The sequence below is a fragment of the Candidatus Accumulibacter cognatus genome, from assembly GCF_000584975.1.
Classification (GTDB): domain Bacteria; phylum Pseudomonadota; class Gammaproteobacteria; order Burkholderiales; family Rhodocyclaceae; genus Accumulibacter; species Accumulibacter cognatus.
In genome coordinates, this window is the sequence record NZ_JDST02000004.1 from 39,367 (window position 1) to 58,717 (window position 19,351).

The following is a 19,351-nucleotide window of genomic DNA, read 5'->3' on the forward strand; positions in this document are numbered from 1 at the left end:
TCAGTCCTTCCCAGGAAGCATCGCACTTGGGATGAGCGAGCAAGGGTCGGCATCGGCGATCCCCAGGAGAGCGTGCAGAATGCCCGTATAGGTGACGCGGCCTGCCAGACCCTCGGCAGCACGCCGCAACAGTTCCGGTGAGGCGCTGCCCAGAATCAGGAAGCGTGCCGGTGTCTCGGGGCGGTCAGCGAGAACCCGCAACAGTGGGAATAGATCCGGCCGTGTCTGGTTTTCGTCCAGAACGACCAGGCCGGTCAGTGGACGTAGCGCGAAAGCAGGATCGGCAAGTCGTGCCTGATCGTCAGGATCTTCAAGATCAAAATGCTTGACCGGGCCATCCCAACTTGATGCAAGCTGCTGTGCCAGGGTTGTTTTTCCAACCTGGAGTGCACCAAGGAGAGCAACCACCGGGAATTGGCCCAAGCGCTGAAGCAGTTGGGCAAGATGAACAGGGCGCGGAAGCATATCCGAAACTTACCATGAGATATCGGACAACAAGTCCGATATCTCATGGTTATTATTCAAGCAGAGTAGAGGGGATTTCGTGGCAATGTTGGGATTCTTGATTACTGCTGGACGGTGGGAAGACCGGCCCAGCGTCGTGCGAGGTTTGCCAACAGGGGGCGCGCTTTTGGCGGCAGGCAACCGAGCGTGGCTTCAGCGCCCAAGAAAAGCCATGCCAGACCCGTACCACCTGTTGAGCAGACATATCCCGCCCGCCACGGCGAGGACAAGCCGGCCAACCATTGGCGGGGGGATGTGAGCGGCCGGTGCGGACCCGATGCAATCAAGGGAGCGCTCCATCCGTTGGCGTGCCCTTCAGTGTGAACAAGGCTCTTTCCGATGGTAATGGCTGCAGGACAAGGAAAAAACGCCAATTGGAAAAGTGAGTCCTGGGCCGCGCGCTGGAGCTGGTCATCTGTCTGGCAACGCCAGGAAGTATCCTTGGCAAGTTCTTCCATGCGGTCGAGGATGCCTGTACGTATGACTTCTGCAACCGCAGCAGACTGGATTTCCGCGCTGCGGCTTCCATCCGCTGCAAGCAATGGAACAATCTGTCCGTCGACTTCGCGATAGCCCAGGGTCGTTCCCTCGGATGCCCGGCAAATCGCCTCGAGCAGATGCCCTGCGTACCACGCAGCACCTTCGTGCAAGTCCCTTCCACGACGCTGATCGCAAATGATGCCCAATGAGTTTGAAGGCAGGCTGTCCGTAAAGCCGTCCTCCGCCCACAGGCCGAAATAGAGGCCGGTCAGGATGCCGGGAAATGCCTTAGACAAGTTGTTCTGGATGCTGCCACGCCATCCGATATCGACCAGTGCAGTCGATGATCCCGCCTGGAGACCCTGTTGGGCGAGATAGCTGGAAAGTAAATCCTTCTGTTCCGCGATGCTCGTCGTGATTTCTGACTGAAATTCCTTGTCCGCGAATAGATCTGATAGCAGGGATGGCGAAGATATCCGGGTGTCCAGGCCTAGCTTGTGCTTCTCAAGTCGGTTGATCAGGCGGTTGGCGCTCAGGCCGTGAAACTCCAACAACATGCCGAGCGTAAGCGGCCCCGCGCGCACTGCCGCCGCCGCTTCGACAGCGGCGGCATCCATCGCGTCAAGCGCCGGCAGTGCTGTTGCCCGACGGGAAAGATGGACGTACGTAAGTTCCGGTGCGGCTGGCATCGAAAAGTGATGCAGAAGCCGCCGGGTCGCTTCACGCAGCAGATCGCCATCGCGCGCGACAAAGGCGAGACGGCGGAGCTTCCTGCGTTCGGCCTCACGAACCAGGAGCAGTGCGAAACCAGCAATGACTGGCCCCAGTATTGCGTGCCCAAATTCGTAGTTGTGGGTTGTTGCGCAAAGATTCGCCATACGGTATTTGTGGATGCAGTTATCGGCGGATTGCGGCCAATGGCAGTTGCGAGATGTTTGCTGCAAGGCGAAGGCACCAGCGTACGGCATTGAGAAGGTTACCGAAAATGGGAAAGGCGAGGCGCGTTTGGCCTTCCTGCCACAGGGCGTCTCTGACCAGCAAGGCTTTCCTGACGGCCGTTGTCTTCGGAGACACGGTGACCACTGCCGGCACTTCCCCTTGCCTGCCAAAGTCGGGACAGCGGTTACCTACAGTCATGGCCCGCACATCGTTTTTCGTTGGCAGGTAGATTCTCCGCTGCAACTGCCTGGTCGCCAGTCTGAAGTCGCGGTTGATATCCGCCGCCGGCCGGGGCTCGGCATGTGCATCAAAGAAGTCGCAGATGCCGTCATAGTATGGGTTGCCCGGCTTCTCGACCATCGCCTTCAACGACCGTGCCTCGAGGTTGCACAGTGTTTGTCCTTCGCTTCCCCGGTAGTAATAGGCAACACTAGGCAGCGGAGGTTCCATCGGCATCTCGCAGATATGCCAATAGCGCAGGAACGCCGTCGCCGGAACAAACAGTGACGGTTGGTCGCGGTCAAATATCAGGCCGAAAGCGTTCAGATGATGCGGGGCGAATTCACCCGTGTAGTTGGCCTTGCCGAAATAGACGCCAGTCCAGTCCAGTTCGGAATTCGCTGCGGCAAGCATGGCCTGAGTGCATCCGTAGAGCCCTGTATCGCAAAGCAGGATACGACGGCTTTTGCCTGCCAGTTCGCGCACATAGTCGCACAGCAGGTCGCCCTGCTCTTCCAGGTGCTGCCTTAACCACAAGCCGTATTCACTGTCCGAATTGACCAGAGCGTCAAAGCTTACCGCGGAGACAGGCTTGCGCATCAACTCTTCCGAAAGTGCGCCGGGCTCCAATTGGATCGGCAGGCTGGTTCCAGGTGGAAGGAGCGCGCTGGTAAGTGTGCCGATGGTTTGGGCGTGGAATATTCTCACCACCTGTTCCCTGACCACTTCCGGAGCGCGCAAGTAACATCCCTTTGCGGCCGCCAGACGGGAAATCATGAACTGATGACAAGGGACCGGGGAAGAGACCCCCCGTATTGCCAGAAACCGGTCGTACAGAGCAAGCAGGCGCAGGCCACCCCGTGCGGCAAACAGGGCAACCGTGGCTGCGTTGTCCGTTCCCATATGGAATAGCCACAAGCGGTGGCAATAGGCATAGAAGATCGGCCCCAGAACCTCCGCAGCGAACTGGCGGCGCGTGACATCTTCGCTCATCGGCGGAAGCGGCCCACCAATTGCTTCAGCCTTCGGAGCGGGGCGAATCCTCCGAAGTCGTCGTGAAACTCTGCCCCGTAGGTGTGCTGTTGCTGCGGAGTCGCCACCTTACCCTCCTGCCAGGCGGCGACTTGCGCGGTGCGAAGCCTTGCATCGTGGGGATAGCGGGATGCGGGAACGCGTCCCGGACGTGCGACGCCCCAGAGGAACATGTCCGGATGGACTATGGATAGCGGCCATTGCAGGTCGCGACAGGCCTCGGACAGGCCGCTGGCGGAAATGAAATCCTTTTCGCAGAACACGATGAGATTCTGCCGGTACCACCAGCAGACTTCATTGTTGTTCCACAGGCGCGGACGAAGGAAATCCAGCGGTTCGTAACCAAAACCGTGGAACAGGGTCGCCCAGTATTCAGGCCAGTTTTCATTGATATGGGCGGTGCCCCCCTGATAGGGGATTGCGGCGGAGAACAGGACGACTTTCGACAACTGCGTTAGTTCCTTGACGAAGGTCCGCGCCCTGCTCTCGGGCAAGTGTTCGGCTACCTCAAGCGACATGGCGAGGCCGAACTGGCGGTCCGTGACGACCGTTTCGGCCAGGTTTGCCGGGCAAAAGGAATGTTGCGGGATCATGAGGAATTCGATCGGCACATGACTGCCATCAATTCCACGAATGTCGTTGATCTCCAACTCCGTGCAGACCTTGAGCCAGGGACCGACGCCGCAACCCACGTCGACCACCGACGCCGGCCGATAGTGCGAGAACAGGAGCGGAAGCACTATTCTGGCGGAGCGCAGGCTATCCGCTTGCTGCGCCGAGTAGAACTCTGGCGTGTAGTCGGTCATGGGTTCAGAGTCCCTTGAGGTAAACATGCTTGATGCGAAGGGCGAGATTCCATAGGCTGTTATAAAACCGCCATGATATAGCCCTTGGCAGCCAAACCGCCCCGATGCCCTTGCGGCGCGGCATGAGGTAATCCGCACGAAAGTTGTCTCCGACATGAACAATGGCTGAAAATGGCGTGGCTTCTCGCTCGGCAACCAGGCTGAAAAGATGTCCGCTGGCCTTGCTGACGCCAAACTCGGCACTGACATACACGATCTGGCAAAAATCATCGAGGCCATGATGGAGCAAGAGGCGACGCAGGGCGAGAGCATCCAGGTACATGTCGCTGACCACGGCCACGCGCAACCCATTTTGCATGAGCCTGCGGCAAAGCTTGACCAGCGGACGGTTGGGACGGAGGCTGGCGGCTTCGAGATCCAGTTCGTGATTCAGGAAATCATTTTGCAGGTCGGGGTGAAGGGCCAGCCAAGCCAGCTGCATCTTCAGCATGTCGGCGATCTTCGCTTCGCGCGTCGAGTTGACAGGGGTTGCCGCCTGATAGGCCAGCCTGGAACACTGTAGCCTGGCTTCCAGGATTGCCGCTGCAGATATTTCCTGATCGAGACACTCGTTCAGTGCCGCCAGGCGATCAGCCAAGGTCTGGAAGCGCGCGGTTTCCGGCCTGGCGCCGCGCAACAGCAGAGTGTCGAACAAATCGATGGTCAGAAGTCGGCGGGAGGGCTCGGAGCCTAGCCGTCGAAGCGTCGAAAGTCCTCCGGTGCTCGAACCAATTGCATAATGCAGGAGCTGCGAATCGGCAAATCGGGCGAACATGGGCCGGAATCAGAATCGCCGAAGCAGACGGTCAAGGCCGAATCGGGATCCCAGACGCACCAGCCGCTGCACCGTATTGTCGAGGCGGCGCAGCGTAAGATGTTGACGCCCTGTAGCGACTAGCCAGCCCAAACCCTGCTTGCCCAGAGCCAAGTCGCGGCGCAGCAGTCGATTGCGCACGATCGCGTCGTATTCGATATGGCGATTCTGCCCGGCATACAGGCTGTTGCCGTAGTGGCTTTGGGCATCCGTAAGGCTGCGCCGATGGTGATAGTTGGCCAGAGCCTTAGGGATTACACCAATATCATAATTTTCCAGGAAGCGCAGATTGAAATCCCAGTCTCCAAGGACAGGCAGGTCCTCGGCATAGAGGCCAACGGTGTTAATGACTGATCGGCGATACAGGAACGAGATCGGCGGGAAAGTATTCTCCTGGGCCATCTCGTGCAGATAGATGCTCAGCAGGTCGGGATTGAAAGGGCTGCGCGCCAGAATCCTGATGATTTCCGGCAACACTTCTTCCTCGACCTTGGTGGACTGGGTCACTACGCCCGCATAGCGTGGGAACTCGCGAAGAAAGCTGACGCTGGCATCGAGAAAAGCTGGTTCCCAACTGTCGTCATCGTCATGGATCACGATGAACTCGCTGTCGGAGGCCCGAATTCCGACATTGCTGGCGGCTTCCATGCCGAGACTTTGTGGATGGTGGTGAACGGCGGTGGGCAATCCTCGCTGCCGGCCCTGTTCGGCGATCGACTCCACCGCAGCGGGTTCTCCACCATCATTCACGATAATCCAGGAGACATCACGGAATGTCTGACCTGACACCGAGTCGAGCGCTCTTGCCAACATCAGGGGACGGTTCCTGGTTCTGGTGATGACGGCTACTGCAGGCGTGGTGGAAGAGGATTTCATTGCTTTGGTCTCGATGGGGAACAGTTGTTGCGCATAACCACTCTTGTCCAGACGCGATACAGCGCATTCTTGACCTGATAGGCCAGCCTCCTGATGCTGAAATGCTGTTCAAGGTGCTGGATGTATTGCTGTTGTTCTGCCCAGATCCTCGCCTGTTCTTTTACCACAGACTGAAGATTTTCCACCGGTAGCCGCTGCAGGGTCGGGATGTCAGACGGATGCGCAAGTGCGCGGAGAGCATCAACGCAGTTGGTCGTGGCAGCGCCTACTTCCGTCAGTTCAAAGTACGGGAAGTCAAAGGGACAGTGCTTACTACCCATCCACGCGGTTCTGCCGCCGGAAAACATCGCGAAGAAGGCTTCGACGCCGCGCTCGAAATACCGTTGTGCCGCGTTGGTGTGACCCTGGGCCAGCAGCAGCATTCCAGCGCTATAGGCCGCACTCACGGTCTTTGTCGCCAAAGTGTGGGAAAAATAAAGGTAGTCATAGTCTGCGCAGCGCTGGAACCAGCGTGTGGCGTCGTCGAGCGCTCCGATCCTGCGCGCGAGCAGCGCGGCGGCGTACGCGTTTGAGATTTGCCAGCGGCGATAATGCGGAGTAGCAGCGTCCGAACTGCAGATTTGCTCGATTCCGCCAATGACTGCCCGGGCGCGCTCGGCTGTCAAGGCATGGTTGTCCAGTTCTTGGTAGGCCAGGACGCAGACCGCGGCCGCGTGATCAGGGGTCGTGATCGCATAGTGGTCATGGACGCGCCGCGCCAGATCTGCCAGCAGCGCCCTGTCCCTGATTCGCCAAGGCAAGGAAACGAGCGCGTGCACCAGATGCGGGTTGACGTAGTCGCGGGCGAACTCGATCAGATTGGCTGGCGCTTCCGCATCTGGATACATGGTGTCCCGGTAGGGAACACCTTCTCCTGCGAGTGGATCGCGCATGGCAACCGCCAGCAGCCACTCGCTGTCGCGGGGAGGAACTTCCTGGCCGGAAAAGACGAAGAAGTCACGCGGATGCGTGGGCAGTCGCATGCCGCCCCCTGCGGTTTCGCCGCAGCCTTGCTCGACGAGGAAGTGCTGCTGCAATTGCGCATGCAGCCGAGGCCAATCGTAGACATGGAGATGCCAGGGGCTTGGATCCTTGCCGGTTTTGTCAGCCCAGTTGTTGGGCACGCTGACAAGCAGGCGCCCGCCCGGCTTTAGCACTCGTGCCGCTTCGGCAAGCAACGCGTCAGGGTCGGGCACATGCTCGAGGGTTTCAAAGCTGACGAAGATATCGACTGATGCGTCTTCGAGAAAGGAAAGTCGGCAGGCATCGGAGAGATGGAATTCGACGCGCGACGTGTCCTTGCTGAAGTTCTCACTGGCGTAGTCGACTGCGTATTTGGATAGGTCGGCGCCAATGATTCGTCCGGCTGGTGTCAGGCTGGCCAGTAGATGGGATCCGTAGCCCAGGCCGCAGGCTGCATCGACAATCACATCTCCTATCCGAACAAATTCGGCTGCAAATGCATAGCGGTGTACATGTGCATCCGAGCGTCGGCCGGTTTCGCGCAACATATCCATGTGCAGGTCGCGCTCGGCGCTCAAAGCCGCCAGCGGGAATCGAGCCAGAGCGCCCGGCACGATCTTCTCCAGCAGGATCGTGATGGTCTGCCCATCGTGCTCCAGAGCTTCAAAGGGATTGATGCGGTAGTAGCCCGGATGCTTGCGAAAGCCTGCCTGAAAGGCAATTAGTTCCCACCATGCCCGATTCTGGATGGTCCGATGCCAACGCCGCTCCTGGTCTGGAACTGTATTCACCCGCAGCAGCGTGTGATGGCGGCAGACGCGGTAGATTTCAGCCAGAGCCAAGGGCACATCGCAGGGCGCCAGGTGTTCCAGGCAAGCGATGCTTACAACGGTGCCAAAGCTTTGGTCCGCAAATGGAATTGACAGAACGGAGGCACAAGAAATACGGCCGGGGATAGAGAGATTGCCATGTGCAACTGCCAGGGAAGAGACGTCGATCCCGCGCGCGTCGATCCCTTGGTTCAGCAGTTCCTGCAATAAGGCGCCCGTGCCGCAGCCAACATCAAGTACCGCTGCCGATGAGCACAAGGCAACGATTGCACGCGCGAGCGGAATCACCTCCCGCTGAGCTTGTCTGTCCGGGCACCCCTGGCTTTGCCAATAGGCGTCGAACAATGCCGCGTAATCAAGCGACAAAGGTTGCTGTGCCATGCAAGTCGGTCACTCCGCCGAAAACGTATGAAGCAGGATTCATGTCGACACGAAAGAAGCCAGCTTCGTCCCGCCAGTGGAGGATTTGCTGGGCGCCATACTGCTTCTGCAACTCACGGGAAACAACGGCCTGCACTTCATATTTTCCTACACCCAGATTTCCTTCGAGGACCAGCTTCATTATCACTTCGTCGCCCGCCTCGAACGCCCTGTCCCATAGCACCTCGCCCGGCTTGATGCCAGCCCAGATCGCGATGTCCTGATTGAAACTGCCCCAAGAATATACCTTCAGACCCTCCAGGGTTCTGATTACCACTCCGATGTTCAAATGATCGAGTTGAGCGTCGATCCGTGTGGCGATTTCGATGGATATCAGCTCGCCGGCAGCGAAGACGCCGCACGGCTGCTGGTTGCTGCCGAGTATTCGTACTCCGGTAATCGTGGCACCGCCAATGCCATAGGATGAGGCAGGCTCATAAGGTTCCGGCCGGGAGGCAGGCAAGGTGCCTGCATCGGTGCCGGCCCAGAGCCGTGCTTCTTCTTCGAAGAGCATCTTTCGATAGTGGCGGGTGACGTCCCGCGTGCTGCCCAATGCCTGGACTAGGCCATGATCAAGAAGCAAGGCTCTGTTAGTCATGTTTCGGACCATTTCATAATCGTGGGAAACCAGTACAAGGGTCAGCCCGGAATCGCGCATGCGGCGGATTTTTGCGTGACAACGCTTCTGGAACAGCGCATCACCTACGACCAATGCTTCGTCGACGATCAGGATGTCCGGAGAGACCTGGACTGCTGTGGCAAATGCCAGTCGAAGCATCATCCCGCTCGAGAAAGTGTTCATCGGCTGGTCAAGGTATTCACCGATATCCGCGAATGCCGCGATATCGTCGAAACGGGCCTCCATTTCATCCTGTGTGAATCCCATGATTGCGCCCTGGAGCAACACATTCTCCCGCCCGGTCATGTCCGGGTGAAATCCTGAACCGAGTTCTAGCAGGGCGGAAATACGTCCTGTCACGTTGACTGTGCCGTGGGTGGCCTGACGAATTCCGCAGATGACCTGAAGCAAAGTGCTCTTGCCGGAACCGTTTCTGCCAAGAATCCCTATGGATTCACCTTTCGCAATGTCGATGCTGACATCACTGAGCGCATGGAACTCCCTGAAGCGGCCGACTCGTCCTCCGCTCAGGCGCGAGGCCAGTGCGTGTAACGGGTGCTCGTAGGTTCGATAGGTCTTGCTGACATTTCGCACCGAGATCGCCGTATCAGAGGACATCGGCAAATTCCTCCCGGCAGTGCATGAAAAATACGTATCCAAGCAGGGCACTGGCTGCTCCTGTTGCCAGGGTGGCGAGCCACGTGCTCCAGTCGGGATGCAGTTCCGTTAGCAGAATGCCGCGCATGTCCTCCATGGCCAGTGCAAGAGGGTTGTAGGCGTTCAATGTCTTCAGCGCGCCAGGTGCCGCGTTGCCAGGATAGAAAACCGGCAGGACGAACATCAATAGCTGCGCCAGCACCGGAATTCCATGTGAAAGGTCGCGCAGATAGGCGCCCGCGGCCGTAATGAACCAGGCCAGGCCGAGGGTGAACAACCACACCGGTAGAAGAACGATGGGGAGCAGAAGTGCGGTCGGGTGAGCGTGGCCCGCCACGACCGCGCCAAGCACAAGCAATGCAAGATGTGCCAGTCCATGAATGCTGGCGGCAAGAAGTAAGACGACAGGCAGTATCTCGGTCGGGAAAATGATCTTTTTGACGAAGTTTTGATTTGACAGCAGGAGGCGCGACGCATTGGTGATGACTTCGGCGAATGGCGTAAAGACTGCCAGGCCGCAATAAATGAATAGAGCCATTTCGATGCCGCTTTTGCCCTGCTGCCCTTCGGCCCAGCGGCCGCCAAAGACGCCGCCAAAGACCAGCGTAAATGCGGCAAGCAAGAGTAGTGGATAAAGAAACGACCAACCGAGACCCAGCACTGACCCCCGATACTTGAGCACGACTTCGCGCCGGACAAGCTGGTAGATCAGGTACCGATTGGCGACGAGAGAGGAAATCAGGTTCGGTGTTTGCATGCCGGAATGCTGTGTCGATAAGGCTCGAGCACGGACCCCCGATATCTTGCCAGGACTTCGCGCGGAATCAGTTGACCGAGCAGGTAGCGGTGTTGCAGGATCGTCGGCAACGGGTTCAGCCAGTTCATGTGGGCGGCCTCATCGTGGTGGCGTTGCCACGGGGTTCGCCTGAACCGAGGGAACACGCGTAGGCAAGACTGCGCTCGATCGCTGATTCCAGGCCGATGTCTATCGTCAGGCGAAATTCGTGTCTGGCACGAGACACGTCCGGGACGTAGCGATCCATGGCCTTGCCATGATTTTTTTGGCGTTCGAAGGTGCAGGCTGCCAGTGCCCTTTCTGCAATCAGGATCGCAAGTCGACTCAGCTCAATCGATTGGTCGCTGCCGAGGTTGTATGCGATGCCGGATCTACCCCGGACGAGAATCGCCAGCAACCAGATCGCCAGGTCGGCGGCATAAAGATAGCTGCGCACCGGCGTTCCGTCCCCGTATATCCTGATCGGTCCTCCCGCCAGTGCGTCGCGAATGAAGCTGCCCGCGGCGAACTTGTCGGTCAGCGGCAGGTAGGGGCCAAGGAAGGAAAAGCCGCGGGTAATGACGCAGTCGACGCCGGACGATACGCACAGGGTTTCGGAGATGCGCTTCATTTCACCATAGGCAGAGGCGGAATCGGTGGGATCAGGACAGCCTCGGTAGTCCTCCGGAATATGGCTCAGATCCGCCGGCTGAGGACCATAGATGGCCCCCGAACTGGCGAACAGCAGGCGCTTGATGCCCTTGGTGCGAGCGAACTGCAGCACCCGCTCGGTGCCGCGCAGGGTCTGCATGATGATCGCCGTGCCATCAGAGCCAAGCTCTGCCGCCGAGGCTGTGGCGAAGTGGAAGACGTAGTCGAAATCTTCGTCCGGAAAGGTGAAATCCGCTGCGTCGCCGACTTGCCAGGAAAACTCCCGGCGTGCCGCGAGGTGCGGCACTTCCCTGGCAAAGCGGGCCGGATCGCGGCTCAGGATCGTGGCCCGGGCCTGGGCGCCGAGCAGATCGTTGCCTGCGGCAATGCTTTCGAGCAGCCATTTGCCGTAGAACCCGGTGCCGCCGGTGATGAAGAAATTCGCGCCGGCCAGGTCGCGCCAGACCTCCGTCGTGTGGCGGACGATATGTTCCCTGTCGTCACGGGAGATGGGAGGCAGTGGCGTCATCAGAATCCGACTCCCAGGAATGCGCCGATCTTGTCTGCGGCGTAGTCGAGCATTTCCGTGCTCAGCCCGGGATGGACGCCAATCCAGAAGCTGCGTTCGGTGATGGCGTTGGCGGTCGCCAGATCGCCGCTGATGCGAAATCGGCGCCCTTGCATGTAAGGCTGCCGCGTGACGTTTCCTGCGAACAGCAGGCGCGTGCCGATTCTGTGCTGGTCCAGGTAGCGCAACAGGTCGACCCGGTCGCACGGCACGTTCTCGCGCAGGGTCAGCAGGAAGCCGAACCAGGAAGGGTCGCTGCCGGGCGTCGCTTCGGGCAGGATCAGAAATTCCTCGCAGGTCTTCAGGCGTGCCTTCAGGTGAGCGAAATTGCGCTGGCGCACGGCGATGAATTCGTCGAGGCGGGCCAGTTGCGCCACCCCCAGCGCCGCCTGCATGTCGGTCATTTTCAGATTGTAGCCGGCATGCGCGTAAGTGTACTTGTGGTCGTAACCACGCGGCAGGTCGCCGAGCTGCCAGTCGAAGCGCTTGCCGCAGGTGTCGTCCTTGCCCGGCGCGCAGTAGCAGTCGCGGCCCCAGTCACGGAAGGATGCAAGTGCCCGTGCCAGCAGCGGCAGGTCGGTGAAGACTGCGCCGCCCTCGCCGGTGGTGATGTGATGGGCGGGGTAGAAGCTCAGCGTGCCGATATGGCCAAAGGTGCCGACACTGCGGCCATGCAGAAGTGAGCCGAAGGCGTCGCAGCAATCCTCGATCAGCCACATGCCATGCCGGTCGGCGATCTCGCGCAGGGCGGCAGCCTCGAACGGATTGCCCAGTGCATGGGCCAGGATGATGGCTCGGGTGCGCGGACCGATGGCGGCGGCAATGGCCTGCGGTGTCGGATTGTAGCCTGGCAGTTCGGAATCGACGAATACCGGCGCGAGACCGTTTTGCAGGATGGGGTTGATGGTGGTGGGAAAACCCGCTGCCGCGGTGATGACCTCGTCGCCCGGCTGCAGCGCGCGTTCACCCAGCAGCGGCGAAGTGAGGGCCGAGAGTGCCAGCAGATTGGCCGAGGACCCCGAGTTGGTGCTGAGCGCCTGCTGCACGCCGATACGTTGTGCGATCAGGCGTTCGAATTCGTCATTGAAGCGCCCGGTGGTCAGCCAGCCGTCCAGTGCGGCATCGACCAGGTGACGGATCTCGCTGCCACCAATCACCTTGCCAGCGGCCGGGATCGCGCCGATGCCGGGGCGAAAGGCCGGCGCCGACTGCGCCTCAGAGGCATGGCGCTCGACGAGTTCGAGGATCTGCCGTCGTAATTCGTCAGTGCTCATGTCACGAACGGGTTTCCTGAGTCTCGGGAATATTCCCGGCAACATTCCCGGCAATAGCGGTCGATTTGTTGTCTGGAAATGGCGTCGATGTCTGCGCCGCTCAAGTGTGCGCGGTACCAGTCAACGGTCATCCGCAGGGTCGTATCGAGCGACCAGCGCGGCTGCCAGCCTAGCGCCGAGATCGCTTTCGAGGCGTCGAGCCGGAGGCAGTGTGCTTCCTGTGGATGAGAGGCCTGGTCGCTGAACCAGGGCGCTTCCTCCCCCCAGAGGCCGGCCAGCTTGTCGATGACTTGTTCGACGCGGTGTTGATCTGACGGACCGAAGTTCCAGGCCTCGGTGAAGGGCGCTCCCTTTTTGCATAGTTGCTCGGCCAGCAGCAGATAACCAGCCAGCGGTTCAAGGACATGTTGCCATGGGCGGATCGCCTGGGGATGACGCACAGGTAACGGACGCTGGTCCACAAAAGCGCGGATGGCGTCCGGGATCAATCGGCCCGGCGACCAGTCGCCACCGCCGATGGCATTGCCTGCGCGCGCCGTCGCCACGGCGGCGCCGTGTCCGGCAGGGTCGGCCGGCCTGAAAAAGGAAGCGCGATACGCGGCGGTGACGAGTTCGACGCAGCCCTTGCTGCTGCTGTACGGATCGCATCCGCCGAGCGGGTCGCTTTCGCGATGGGCCTCGCCTTCGCGGTTGTCGTAACACTTGTCGCTGGTGACGACGACGACCGCCCGCACTCCTGGCGCCTGGCGAACGGCTTCGAGCAGGTTGACCGTGCCCATGACATTGCTGGAGTAGGTTTCAACCGGGTCAGCATAGGAGCGGAGGACCAGGGCTTGTGCGGCGAGATGGAAGACGACTTCCGGCTGGTAGTCGGTGAAGGCACGGCGCAGCCGTTCGGGATCCCTGATGTCGGCGAAAATGGACACCATCTGCCTGGCCAGGCCCGCGAGTTCGAACAGGTTGGGTTGCGTGCCCGGCGGCAGCGCATAACCGATCACTCTGGCACCCATGGATTGCAGCCACATGGCAAGCCAGCTCCCCTTGAAGCCGGTATGGCCGGTCAGCAGGACGCGCCGGTCTTTCCAGAAAGCAGGCTGGATCACCAGTTCTTCCACGGAGCAATCCCCGAGGCCCAGAGTTCTTCGAGATGATTCCTGTCCCGCAGCGTATCCATTCCCTGCCAGAAGCCATCATGTCGCCACACGGCGAGCTGGCCGGTCTGCGACAGGTGCTCGACCGGCCCGGCTTCCCACAGGCACGAGTCGCTATCGATCAGGTCGAGCACACTGGGGTGGAGAACGAAGAATCCGCCGTTGATCCATCCGCCATCCCCCACCGGTTTTTCACGGAAGGCAAGAACGCGATCGCCAGCAATCTCGAGTGCGCCAAAACGACCGGGCGGGGTCACTGCAGTGACGGTCGCGCGGACTCCCTGCCGGCGATGGAAATCGATTGCCCCGCTGATGTTGATGTTGCCCACGCCATCGCCGTAGGTGAAGCAGAAGAGTTCTTCGTTTTCGACATGCGCGCGCACGCGTCGCAGGCGCCCACCCGTCTGCGTGGCATCGCCGGTGTCGATCAGAGTGACCCGCCAGGGCTCGGCGTATCGCTGGTGGACTTCCATCCGGTTGGTCGCCATGTCGAAGGTGACATCCGACATGTGCAGAAAGTAATTCGCGAAGTACTCCTTGATGACATAGCCGCGGTAACCCAGGCAGATCACGAAGTCGTTGATCCCGTGACTGGCATAGATCTTCATGATGTGCCAAAGAATCGGCTTGCCGCCGATTTCAACCATCGGTTTTGGCCGTACGATGGTTTCTTCCGCCAGCCGGGTGCCCGCTCCGCCGGCAAGGATCACTGCCTTCATCCGCGGATGAGTAATGCCGGATCGGTCGGGCCGGTGCGGTTGCGTTCGTGCGGGTAGGGTGTGTGTAGCATGGAGCGAAGAATATCGCGATCTACCGGAGTGTGCCAGCGGGGGACTAACGGTCATGACTGTTCCAGGCACCCCCCGATCATGAAAGTCATGACCGTTTCCCTCTCCCCCGACCCCTTCCTCGCGAGGGGGGAGGGGAGATTCGTGAGTCGCATACGCGACTTTCACATTAATGGCCCCGTCTTTTTCAGGCACCCCGATCGGCTCTGTCGTATAATCAGCCCCGTTTGGGTACCTTGCCCCACGCTCGTGGGGCGGGTGAAACGGGAAGCCGGTGCCTCTGAATCTTCAGATATTCCGGCGCAGCCCCCGCTGCTGTAAGCCTGACGACTCCGCAATACGCCACTGTGCTTGACGCATGGGAAGGTGCTGGAGAAGATTGACGGCAAGCCAGAAGACCGGCCCAAAGCAAACGTAGTGCCGTTCCCCGGGGTAAAGGGAGGGCCATGTGGATTTGCCGACCGCAGCTTTTCTCGGCTTTTCTTTCTGCCCGCAGGTGCCGATCCCCCGCCTGGCACGGTTGGCCACTGCTCGCTGTGGGAGAGAAGCATGCACATCATGGAAGGTTTTCTGCCGGTCGAACACGCCCTGGGGTGGACGGTCGCTTCGGCCCCCTTCGTGGCCTATGGCTTGTGGGTTGTCAAGAAACGTATCCGCGAACATCCGGAACAGCGGATGTTGCTGGGTGTTGCCGCCGCGTTTACCTTCGTTCTTTCAGCGCTCAAATTGCCTTCGGTGACTGGCAGTTGCTCGCACCCTACCGGCACCGGGCTCGGTGCCCTGCTCTTCGGCCCGACAGCCATGGCGCCGATCGGCATGGTGGTCCTGCTCTTTCAGGCGCTCCTGCTGGCGCACGGCGGGCTGACGACGCTGGGTGCCAACCTCTTTGCAATGGCCATTGTCGGACCGTTCGCCGCAGCCGCGGTTTTTCGTGTGGCGCGTGGCATCAAACTCTCTTTTGCCACCAGTGTTTTTCTCGCCGCCAGCCTCGCCGACCTGCTGACTTACGTCACCACCTCGCTACAACTGGCCTGGGCCTTCCCTGATCCGACGGGGGGTGTTGTCGCTTCCTTTGCCAAATTCGCCAGCATCTTTGCGATCACCCAGATCCCGCTGGCGATCAGCGAAGGGCTGCTGACGGTGCTGATCTTCAATGCCCTGATGCGCTTCAATGCCAGGGAACTGCAGGACCTGCAGCTCGTCAGGAACGACGAGGTACGGGTATGAAACGCCGGCAAAACCTGTTGCTGCTGCTCGCCGTGGTCCTGCTGTCTGCGCTGCCGCTGTGGCTGGTGCAGAAACCGGCGGCGAATGCCGATCATCCCGTCGAGATCTTTGCCGGCGCCGACAACCAGGCCAGGGACCTCATCGGCGCCATCGATCCTGATTTCAAACCCTGGTTCCAGCCACTGATGGAGCCGGCCAGCGGTGAAATCAGCTCCCTGTTGTTCGCCTTGCAGGCGGCGCTGGGTGCCGGGTTTATCGGTTACTACCTGGGTGTCTCGGTGACCCGCGAGAAATTGCGCCGGGAAGCGGAAGAAGCCAATGGGGCGGCGAAACGGTGTTGATCGAGCGGTCGGCCTACGCCAACCGCTGGCGGCGGGTTTCACCGGCGGCGAAGGGAAGTTTTGCGCTCGCGGGTCTGATCGCGGCTTTTGCCGCCGGTTCACCGATGGTCGCTGCCGGCGTGGCGGCGATTCTCGCCGCCGTGACGCTGCTGGGAGCCGGTGTCGCGCCAGCGTCTTACCTTCGCGTCGCTTCGCCAGCTCTGGCCTTTCTGCTTCTCGGCAGCCTGTCGCTGGCGTGCTCGCTGGGCGTCAATGAACATGGCCTCACGCTGCAACTGCTCCCGAACGGCCTGAACCCATTGGCGAACGTTTTCTCCCGTTCGTTTGCAGCCCTGGCGGCGCTGCTCTTTCTCACGTTGACCACGCCGCTTCCCGATCTGATCAGCCTGTTGCGCCGACTGAAGACCCCCGAGATCCTGCTCGAAATCATGGTCCTCTGTTACCGGATGCTGTTCGTCTTCTCCGCGGCGGTGCAGGACATCTGGATCGCCCAGACGGCGCGCCTGGGCTACGCAACCCCACGCCTGGCACTGCGCTCGCTGGCCGGTTTGACCGCCAATCTGACGCTGCAGGTGTGGCAACGGGCGAACGACCTGCATGTCGCGGCGCAGGCGCGCAACAACGAGGGCCCCTTGTATTTTCTTGCGCCGGTCTTTGCCCATGCCGGTCGCGACCTGACCATCGCAATGATCGCCGGCAGTACGCTGCTGGCACTGGCGGTGGCGATGTCATGACGCGCTCGGCAGACGACCTCCTGCTCGAACTGGCGCAGGTCTGCTTCCGTTACCCCGATGGCAGCCGCGGACTGAACGACTGTTCGATCGCCATCCGGCGGGGCAGCCGCAACGCCCTGATCGGCGCCAACGGTTCCGGCAAGACCACTTTGTTCCAGCAGTGCAACGGCTTGCTGCGACCACAATCCGGCGTCGTTTACTACGCCGGGGAAGCGGTGGATTACCGTCGCAGTGGCTTGCGCCAACTGCGCAGCAAGGTCGGCATGGTTTTCCAGAATCCGGATCGGCAATTGTTTTCGGCGAACGTCCTCGAAGACGTTTCCTTTGGTCCACTCAACCTCGGTCTGGACATCGCGACGGCACGCCAACGGGTCAGCGCAGCGCTGCAGGCCGTAGGCATGACAGCGTTTGCCGACAAACCCGTACACAACCTCAGTTTTGGTCAGAAGAAGCGGGTCTGCATCGCCGGGGTGCTGGCCATGGAGCCCGAACTGTTGATCCTCGACGAACCGATGGCCGGCCTCGATCACGCCATGCAGGAAGATCTGCTGGCCGTGCTTGAGAACTTGCAGGCGCGGGGCATTACCCTGCTGCTGGCGACGCATGATATCGATTTTGCCTACGCCTGGGCGGACCAGATTCACCTGATGGTTGCCGGTCGCTGTAGCGCATCGCTGCCGGCAGCGAATCTGGCGACGGCTGGCGACACCTTGTCGGGGGCAGGATTGCCCTTGCCCGGAGTCATTGAACTGCAGTGCCGTCTGACCAAACTCGGTGTTCTCCCGAGCGATGCCGGGCCGCGCAAGATCAGTGACCTGCTTGCCCTGCTGGGAACCCACCAAGGAAACGGCATGCCCCATTTCGAGAGGATGATCTGATGCCCGGAAAAGTCTGGTTTGTCGGTGCCGGCCCTGGCGACCCCGAGTTGATTACCGTCAAGGGCAGGCGTCTGCTCGAGAAGGCCGGTGCCGTGCTGTTTGCCGGGTCGCTGGTCGACCAGGCGGCGACGCGATTCTCGCCCGCGGATTGCGAGATTCGCGACTCGAAGGACATGACTCTGGCAGAGATGACAACCTGGCTGATCGAGCGAGCCGATCGACATGCCGTCGTCGTTCGCCTGCAGACCGGTGATCCTGGCCTCTATGGCGCATTGATCGAAATGACCCAACCGCTGACGGCCGCCGGTATCGCCTGGGAAGTCGTTCCCGGCGTCTCCTCGGCGATGGCCGCGATGGCCGCCGCAGGCGAAACGCTGACCCTGCCGGAAGTCACGCAAACAGTGATCCTGACCCGCGTCGCCGGGCGGACACCCATGCCGCCGGGAGAGGATCTCGAATCCCTGGCCGCGCATAAGGCGACGCTCTGCATTTACTTGTCGATCACTCTGCTGCACAAGGTGCAGGAAGCCTTGCGTGCTGCCGGCTGGGCCGAGGATGCGCCGATGCTGGTCGTGCACAAGGCGAGCTGGCCGGGCCAGGAAAAGATCATTCGCGGTACGCTTGCCGATATCAAGCAGAAATGCCAGGCCGCGAAGGTTGGCAGTCAGGCGATGATCGTCGCCAGCCCGACACTGGGCGCTGCCGATTGGCCCGACCTGGTGCGCTCGAAACTGTACGACCCTGCTTTTTCGCACCGCTTCCGCAAGGCAACCGAGACGACTCATGACTAACGCAATCACCTTTCTCCTTGTCGGCCATGGCTCGCGCAACCGCGACGGTAACAAGGAAACCCTGCATTTCGCGGCCCAGTGGCGCGAACGTCACCCCGATTGGCGGATCGAGGTCTGCTTCATCGAGCACGCCGAAGTACTGCTGGATGAAGGTCTCGACCGGGCTGCGCGTGGCGTGAGCAAAGTGATGGTCATTCCCTTCATTCTCAACGCCGCTGGCCACGTCAAAATGGAATTGCCGGCGGCACTGAAGCGCGCGCGCGAGCGGCATCCCCAGGTCGAATTTGCCGTCACCCGGCATATCGGCATGGGCCGCGAGATCTTTGCCGTGTTGCAGAGTCAGCTCGGCCGGTTGATGAAGCAACTGGCCGTGCCCGATCCGATGACCACCGGCGTCATCCTGCTCGGTCGCGGCTCGTCCGACATCGGCGCCAATGGCGAGCTGGCCAGGATGGCACGCTGGATTTTCGAGGCCAACGAGCATGAACTGGTCGATCTCGCCTTTACCGGTGTCACCTGGCCTCGCCTTGAGACGGTGGTACAGCGCCAGGTCAGGCTGGGAATGATGCAGATCTGCATCATTCCGGTATACCTGTTCAGCGGCGTGCTGATCGAGCGCATCAAGGTGCAGGTCGAACGCCTGCAGCGCCAATATCCGCAGGTCGCTTTCGGCCTGGGCAGTTACTTCGGTTTCGACAAGGGCATTTTCGACCTGCTTGACGACAAGGTCGGCGGCGAGCTCCCCGCTGGCGGCATGCTCGAATGCGATGGTTGCAAGTATCGCGAACTGGCCGAGGCCGAGCATCTGCACGAGCACAGTCATACTGCCCTGGCCGGTCCAGGCTGCGGCCAGGCTCCGGTTCACGATCACGGACACCTCCCTGCACACAATCCTGGTTGTGCCCATCAACACGACTGACACTTCGGAGACTCTGG

At 60.5% G+C, this 19,351-nt stretch carries 20 protein-coding genes and 1 riboswitch; of the genes, 6 read left to right on the top strand and 14 right to left on the bottom strand.

The window, feature by feature from the left end:
• From AW06_RS01085 to rfbF, 14 genes are all read right to left on the bottom strand, one after another.
• Positions 1-465, bottom strand: coding sequence for an AAA family ATPase (locus AW06_RS01085; RefSeq protein WP_034944195.1), 465 nt, complete (start codon positions 463-465; stop codon positions 1-3).
• 101 nt (positions 466-566) lie between these two features.
• Positions 567-1,952 (bottom strand): hypothetical protein, encoded by a 1,386-nt coding sequence (locus tag AW06_RS01090; protein ID WP_138678404.1) that lies wholly within the window; start codon positions 1,950-1,952, stop codon positions 567-569.
• Complete coding sequence (locus tag AW06_RS01095) at positions 1,882-3,135, bottom strand: hypothetical protein (protein ID WP_034944199.1); 1,254 nt, start codon at positions 3,133-3,135, stop codon at positions 1,882-1,884. Before AW06_RS01095 ends, AW06_RS01090 begins: the two co-directional genes overlap by 71 nt.
• Positions 3,132-3,980, bottom strand: coding sequence for a methyltransferase domain-containing protein (locus AW06_RS01100; protein ID WP_138678403.1), 849 nt, complete (start codon positions 3,978-3,980; stop codon positions 3,132-3,134). Before AW06_RS01100 ends, AW06_RS01095 begins: the two co-directional genes overlap by 4 nt.
• A gap of 4 nt (positions 3,981-3,984) precedes the next feature.
• Positions 3,985-4,794 carry an HAD-IA family hydrolase gene (locus AW06_RS01105; protein ID WP_034944201.1) on the bottom strand — a complete coding sequence of 270 codons (810 nt, stop codon included), beginning with the start codon at positions 4,792-4,794 and terminating at the stop codon, positions 3,985-3,987.
• A 9-nt stretch (positions 4,795-4,803) separates the two neighbouring features.
• Positions 4,804-5,709 (bottom strand): glycosyltransferase family A protein, encoded by a 906-nt coding sequence (locus tag AW06_RS01110; protein ID WP_034944203.1) that lies wholly within the window; start codon positions 5,707-5,709, stop codon positions 4,804-4,806.
• Positions 5,706-7,922 (bottom strand): methyltransferase domain-containing protein, encoded by a 2,217-nt coding sequence (locus AW06_RS01115; protein WP_273704272.1) that lies wholly within the window; start codon positions 7,920-7,922, stop codon positions 5,706-5,708. The genes AW06_RS01110 and AW06_RS01115 overlap by 4 nt, the downstream gene beginning before the upstream one ends.
• Positions 7,897-9,198: an ABC transporter ATP-binding protein gene (locus tag AW06_RS01120; protein WP_034944205.1), complete on the bottom strand. Its 1,302-nt coding sequence runs from the start codon at positions 9,196-9,198 to the stop codon at positions 7,897-7,899. The genes AW06_RS01115 and AW06_RS01120 overlap by 26 nt, the downstream gene beginning before the upstream one ends.
• Positions 9,188-9,994 (bottom strand): ABC transporter permease, encoded by an 807-nt coding sequence (locus AW06_RS01125; protein ID WP_034944208.1) that lies wholly within the window; start codon positions 9,992-9,994, stop codon positions 9,188-9,190. Before AW06_RS01125 ends, AW06_RS01120 begins: the two co-directional genes overlap by 11 nt.
• The gene (locus AW06_RS19625) at positions 9,976-10,122 is read right to left on the bottom strand and encodes a hypothetical protein (RefSeq protein ID WP_273704273.1); all 147 of its coding nucleotides are present in this window, start codon (positions 10,120-10,122) and stop codon (positions 9,976-9,978) included. Before AW06_RS19625 ends, AW06_RS01125 begins: the two co-directional genes overlap by 19 nt.
• Entirely contained in the window at positions 10,119-11,192 is a 1,074-nt protein-coding gene (locus tag AW06_RS01130) for an NAD-dependent epimerase/dehydratase family protein (RefSeq protein ID WP_273704274.1), read from the bottom strand. The genes AW06_RS19625 and AW06_RS01130 overlap by 4 nt, the downstream gene beginning before the upstream one ends.
• Positions 11,192-12,505: a lipopolysaccharide biosynthesis protein RfbH gene (gene rfbH, locus AW06_RS01135; protein WP_034944210.1), complete on the bottom strand. Its 1,314-nt coding sequence runs from the start codon at positions 12,503-12,505 to the stop codon at positions 11,192-11,194. The genes AW06_RS01130 and rfbH overlap by 1 nt, the downstream gene beginning before the upstream one ends.
• Positions 12,502-13,620 carry a CDP-glucose 4,6-dehydratase gene (gene rfbG / locus AW06_RS01140; RefSeq protein ID WP_273704275.1) on the bottom strand — a complete coding sequence of 373 codons (1,119 nt, stop codon included), beginning with the start codon at positions 13,618-13,620 and terminating at the stop codon, positions 12,502-12,504. The genes rfbH and rfbG overlap by 4 nt, the downstream gene beginning before the upstream one ends.
• Positions 13,605-14,375, bottom strand: coding sequence for a glucose-1-phosphate cytidylyltransferase (rfbF, locus tag AW06_RS01145; protein ID WP_034944213.1), 771 nt, complete (start codon positions 14,373-14,375; stop codon positions 13,605-13,607). The genes rfbG and rfbF overlap by 16 nt, the downstream gene beginning before the upstream one ends.
• 281 nt (positions 14,376-14,656) lie before the next feature.
• A riboswitch (cobalamin riboswitch) is annotated at positions 14,657-14,866 on the top strand.
• A gap of 127 nt (positions 14,867-14,993) precedes the next feature.
• On the opposite strand from rfbF, the gene AW06_RS01150 reads away from it, so the two are divergent.
• From AW06_RS01150 to AW06_RS01175, 6 genes are read left to right on the top strand one after another with little or no spacing between them, the layout of a single operon-like run.
• Complete coding sequence (locus AW06_RS01150) at positions 14,994-15,671, top strand: energy-coupling factor ABC transporter permease (protein WP_034944216.1); 678 nt, start codon at positions 14,994-14,996, stop codon at positions 15,669-15,671.
• On the top strand, positions 15,668-16,012 hold the full coding sequence (locus AW06_RS01155; protein ID WP_034944218.1) for an energy-coupling factor ABC transporter substrate-binding protein: 345 nt from the start codon (positions 15,668-15,670) through the stop codon (positions 16,010-16,012). The genes AW06_RS01150 and AW06_RS01155 overlap by 4 nt, the downstream gene beginning before the upstream one ends.
• The gene (gene cbiQ / locus AW06_RS01160) at positions 16,006-16,746 is read left to right on the top strand and encodes a cobalt ECF transporter T component CbiQ (RefSeq protein ID WP_034944221.1); all 741 of its coding nucleotides are present in this window, start codon (positions 16,006-16,008) and stop codon (positions 16,744-16,746) included. Before AW06_RS01155 ends, cbiQ begins: the two co-directional genes overlap by 7 nt.
• The gene (locus tag AW06_RS01165; protein ID WP_034944224.1) at positions 16,743-17,624 is read left to right on the top strand and encodes an ABC transporter ATP-binding protein; all 882 of its coding nucleotides are present in this window, start codon (positions 16,743-16,745) and stop codon (positions 17,622-17,624) included. The genes cbiQ and AW06_RS01165 overlap by 4 nt, the downstream gene beginning before the upstream one ends.
• The gene (cobM, locus tag AW06_RS01170) at positions 17,624-18,415 is read left to right on the top strand and encodes a precorrin-4 C(11)-methyltransferase (RefSeq protein WP_034944228.1); all 792 of its coding nucleotides are present in this window, start codon (positions 17,624-17,626) and stop codon (positions 18,413-18,415) included. The genes AW06_RS01165 and cobM overlap by 1 nt, the downstream gene beginning before the upstream one ends.
• Positions 18,408-19,334, top strand: coding sequence for a sirohydrochlorin chelatase (locus tag AW06_RS01175; protein ID WP_034944231.1), 927 nt, complete (start codon positions 18,408-18,410; stop codon positions 19,332-19,334). The genes cobM and AW06_RS01175 overlap by 8 nt, the downstream gene beginning before the upstream one ends.
• Positions 19,335-19,351: the final 17 nt, after the last annotated feature.

Coding starts and splice junctions, on each gene's coding strand:
- AW06_RS01100 (WP_138678403.1), bottom strand. CDS start 3,980: ATGACCGACTACACGCCAGAGTTCTACTCGGCGCAGCAAGCGGATAGC.
- AW06_RS01155 (WP_034944218.1), top strand. CDS start 15,668: ATGAAACGCCGGCAAAACCTGTTGCTGCTGCTCGCCGTGGTCCTGCTG.
- rfbF (WP_034944213.1), bottom strand. CDS start 14,375: ATGAAGGCAGTGATCCTTGCCGGCGGAGCGGGCACCCGGCTGGCGGAA.
- AW06_RS01105 (WP_034944201.1), bottom strand. CDS start 4,794: ATGTTCGCCCGATTTGCCGATTCGCAGCTCCTGCATTATGCAATTGGT.
- AW06_RS01115 (WP_273704272.1), bottom strand. CDS start 7,922: ATGGCACAGCAACCTTTGTCGCTTGATTACGCGGCATTGTTCGACGCC.
- AW06_RS19625 (WP_273704273.1), bottom strand. CDS start 10,122: ATGAACTGGCTGAACCCGTTGCCGACGATCCTGCAACACCGCTACCTG.
- AW06_RS01150 (WP_034944216.1), top strand. CDS start 14,994: ATGCACATCATGGAAGGTTTTCTGCCGGTCGAACACGCCCTGGGGTGG.
- AW06_RS01120 (WP_034944205.1), bottom strand. CDS start 9,198: ATGTCCTCTGATACGGCGATCTCGGTGCGAAATGTCAGCAAGACCTAT.
- AW06_RS01130 (WP_273704274.1), bottom strand. CDS start 11,192: ATGACGCCACTGCCTCCCATCTCCCGTGACGACAGGGAACATATCGTC.
- AW06_RS01125 (WP_034944208.1), bottom strand. CDS start 9,994: ATGCAAACACCGAACCTGATTTCCTCTCTCGTCGCCAATCGGTACCTG.
- AW06_RS01090 (WP_138678404.1), bottom strand. CDS start 1,952: ATGCCGTACGCTGGTGCCTTCGCCTTGCAGCAAACATCTCGCAACTGC.
- AW06_RS01085 (WP_034944195.1), bottom strand. CDS start 465: ATGCTTCCGCGCCCTGTTCATCTTGCCCAACTGCTTCAGCGCTTGGGC.
- AW06_RS01165 (WP_034944224.1), top strand. CDS start 16,743: ATGACGCGCTCGGCAGACGACCTCCTGCTCGAACTGGCGCAGGTCTGC.
- AW06_RS01095 (WP_034944199.1), bottom strand. CDS start 3,135: ATGAGCGAAGATGTCACGCGCCGCCAGTTCGCTGCGGAGGTTCTGGGG.
- rfbH (WP_034944210.1), bottom strand. CDS start 12,505: ATGAGCACTGACGAATTACGACGGCAGATCCTCGAACTCGTCGAGCGC.
- AW06_RS01175 (WP_034944231.1), top strand. CDS start 18,408: ATGACTAACGCAATCACCTTTCTCCTTGTCGGCCATGGCTCGCGCAAC.
- cobM (WP_034944228.1), top strand. CDS start 17,624: ATGCCCGGAAAAGTCTGGTTTGTCGGTGCCGGCCCTGGCGACCCCGAG.
- AW06_RS01110 (WP_034944203.1), bottom strand. CDS start 5,709: ATGAAATCCTCTTCCACCACGCCTGCAGTAGCCGTCATCACCAGAACC.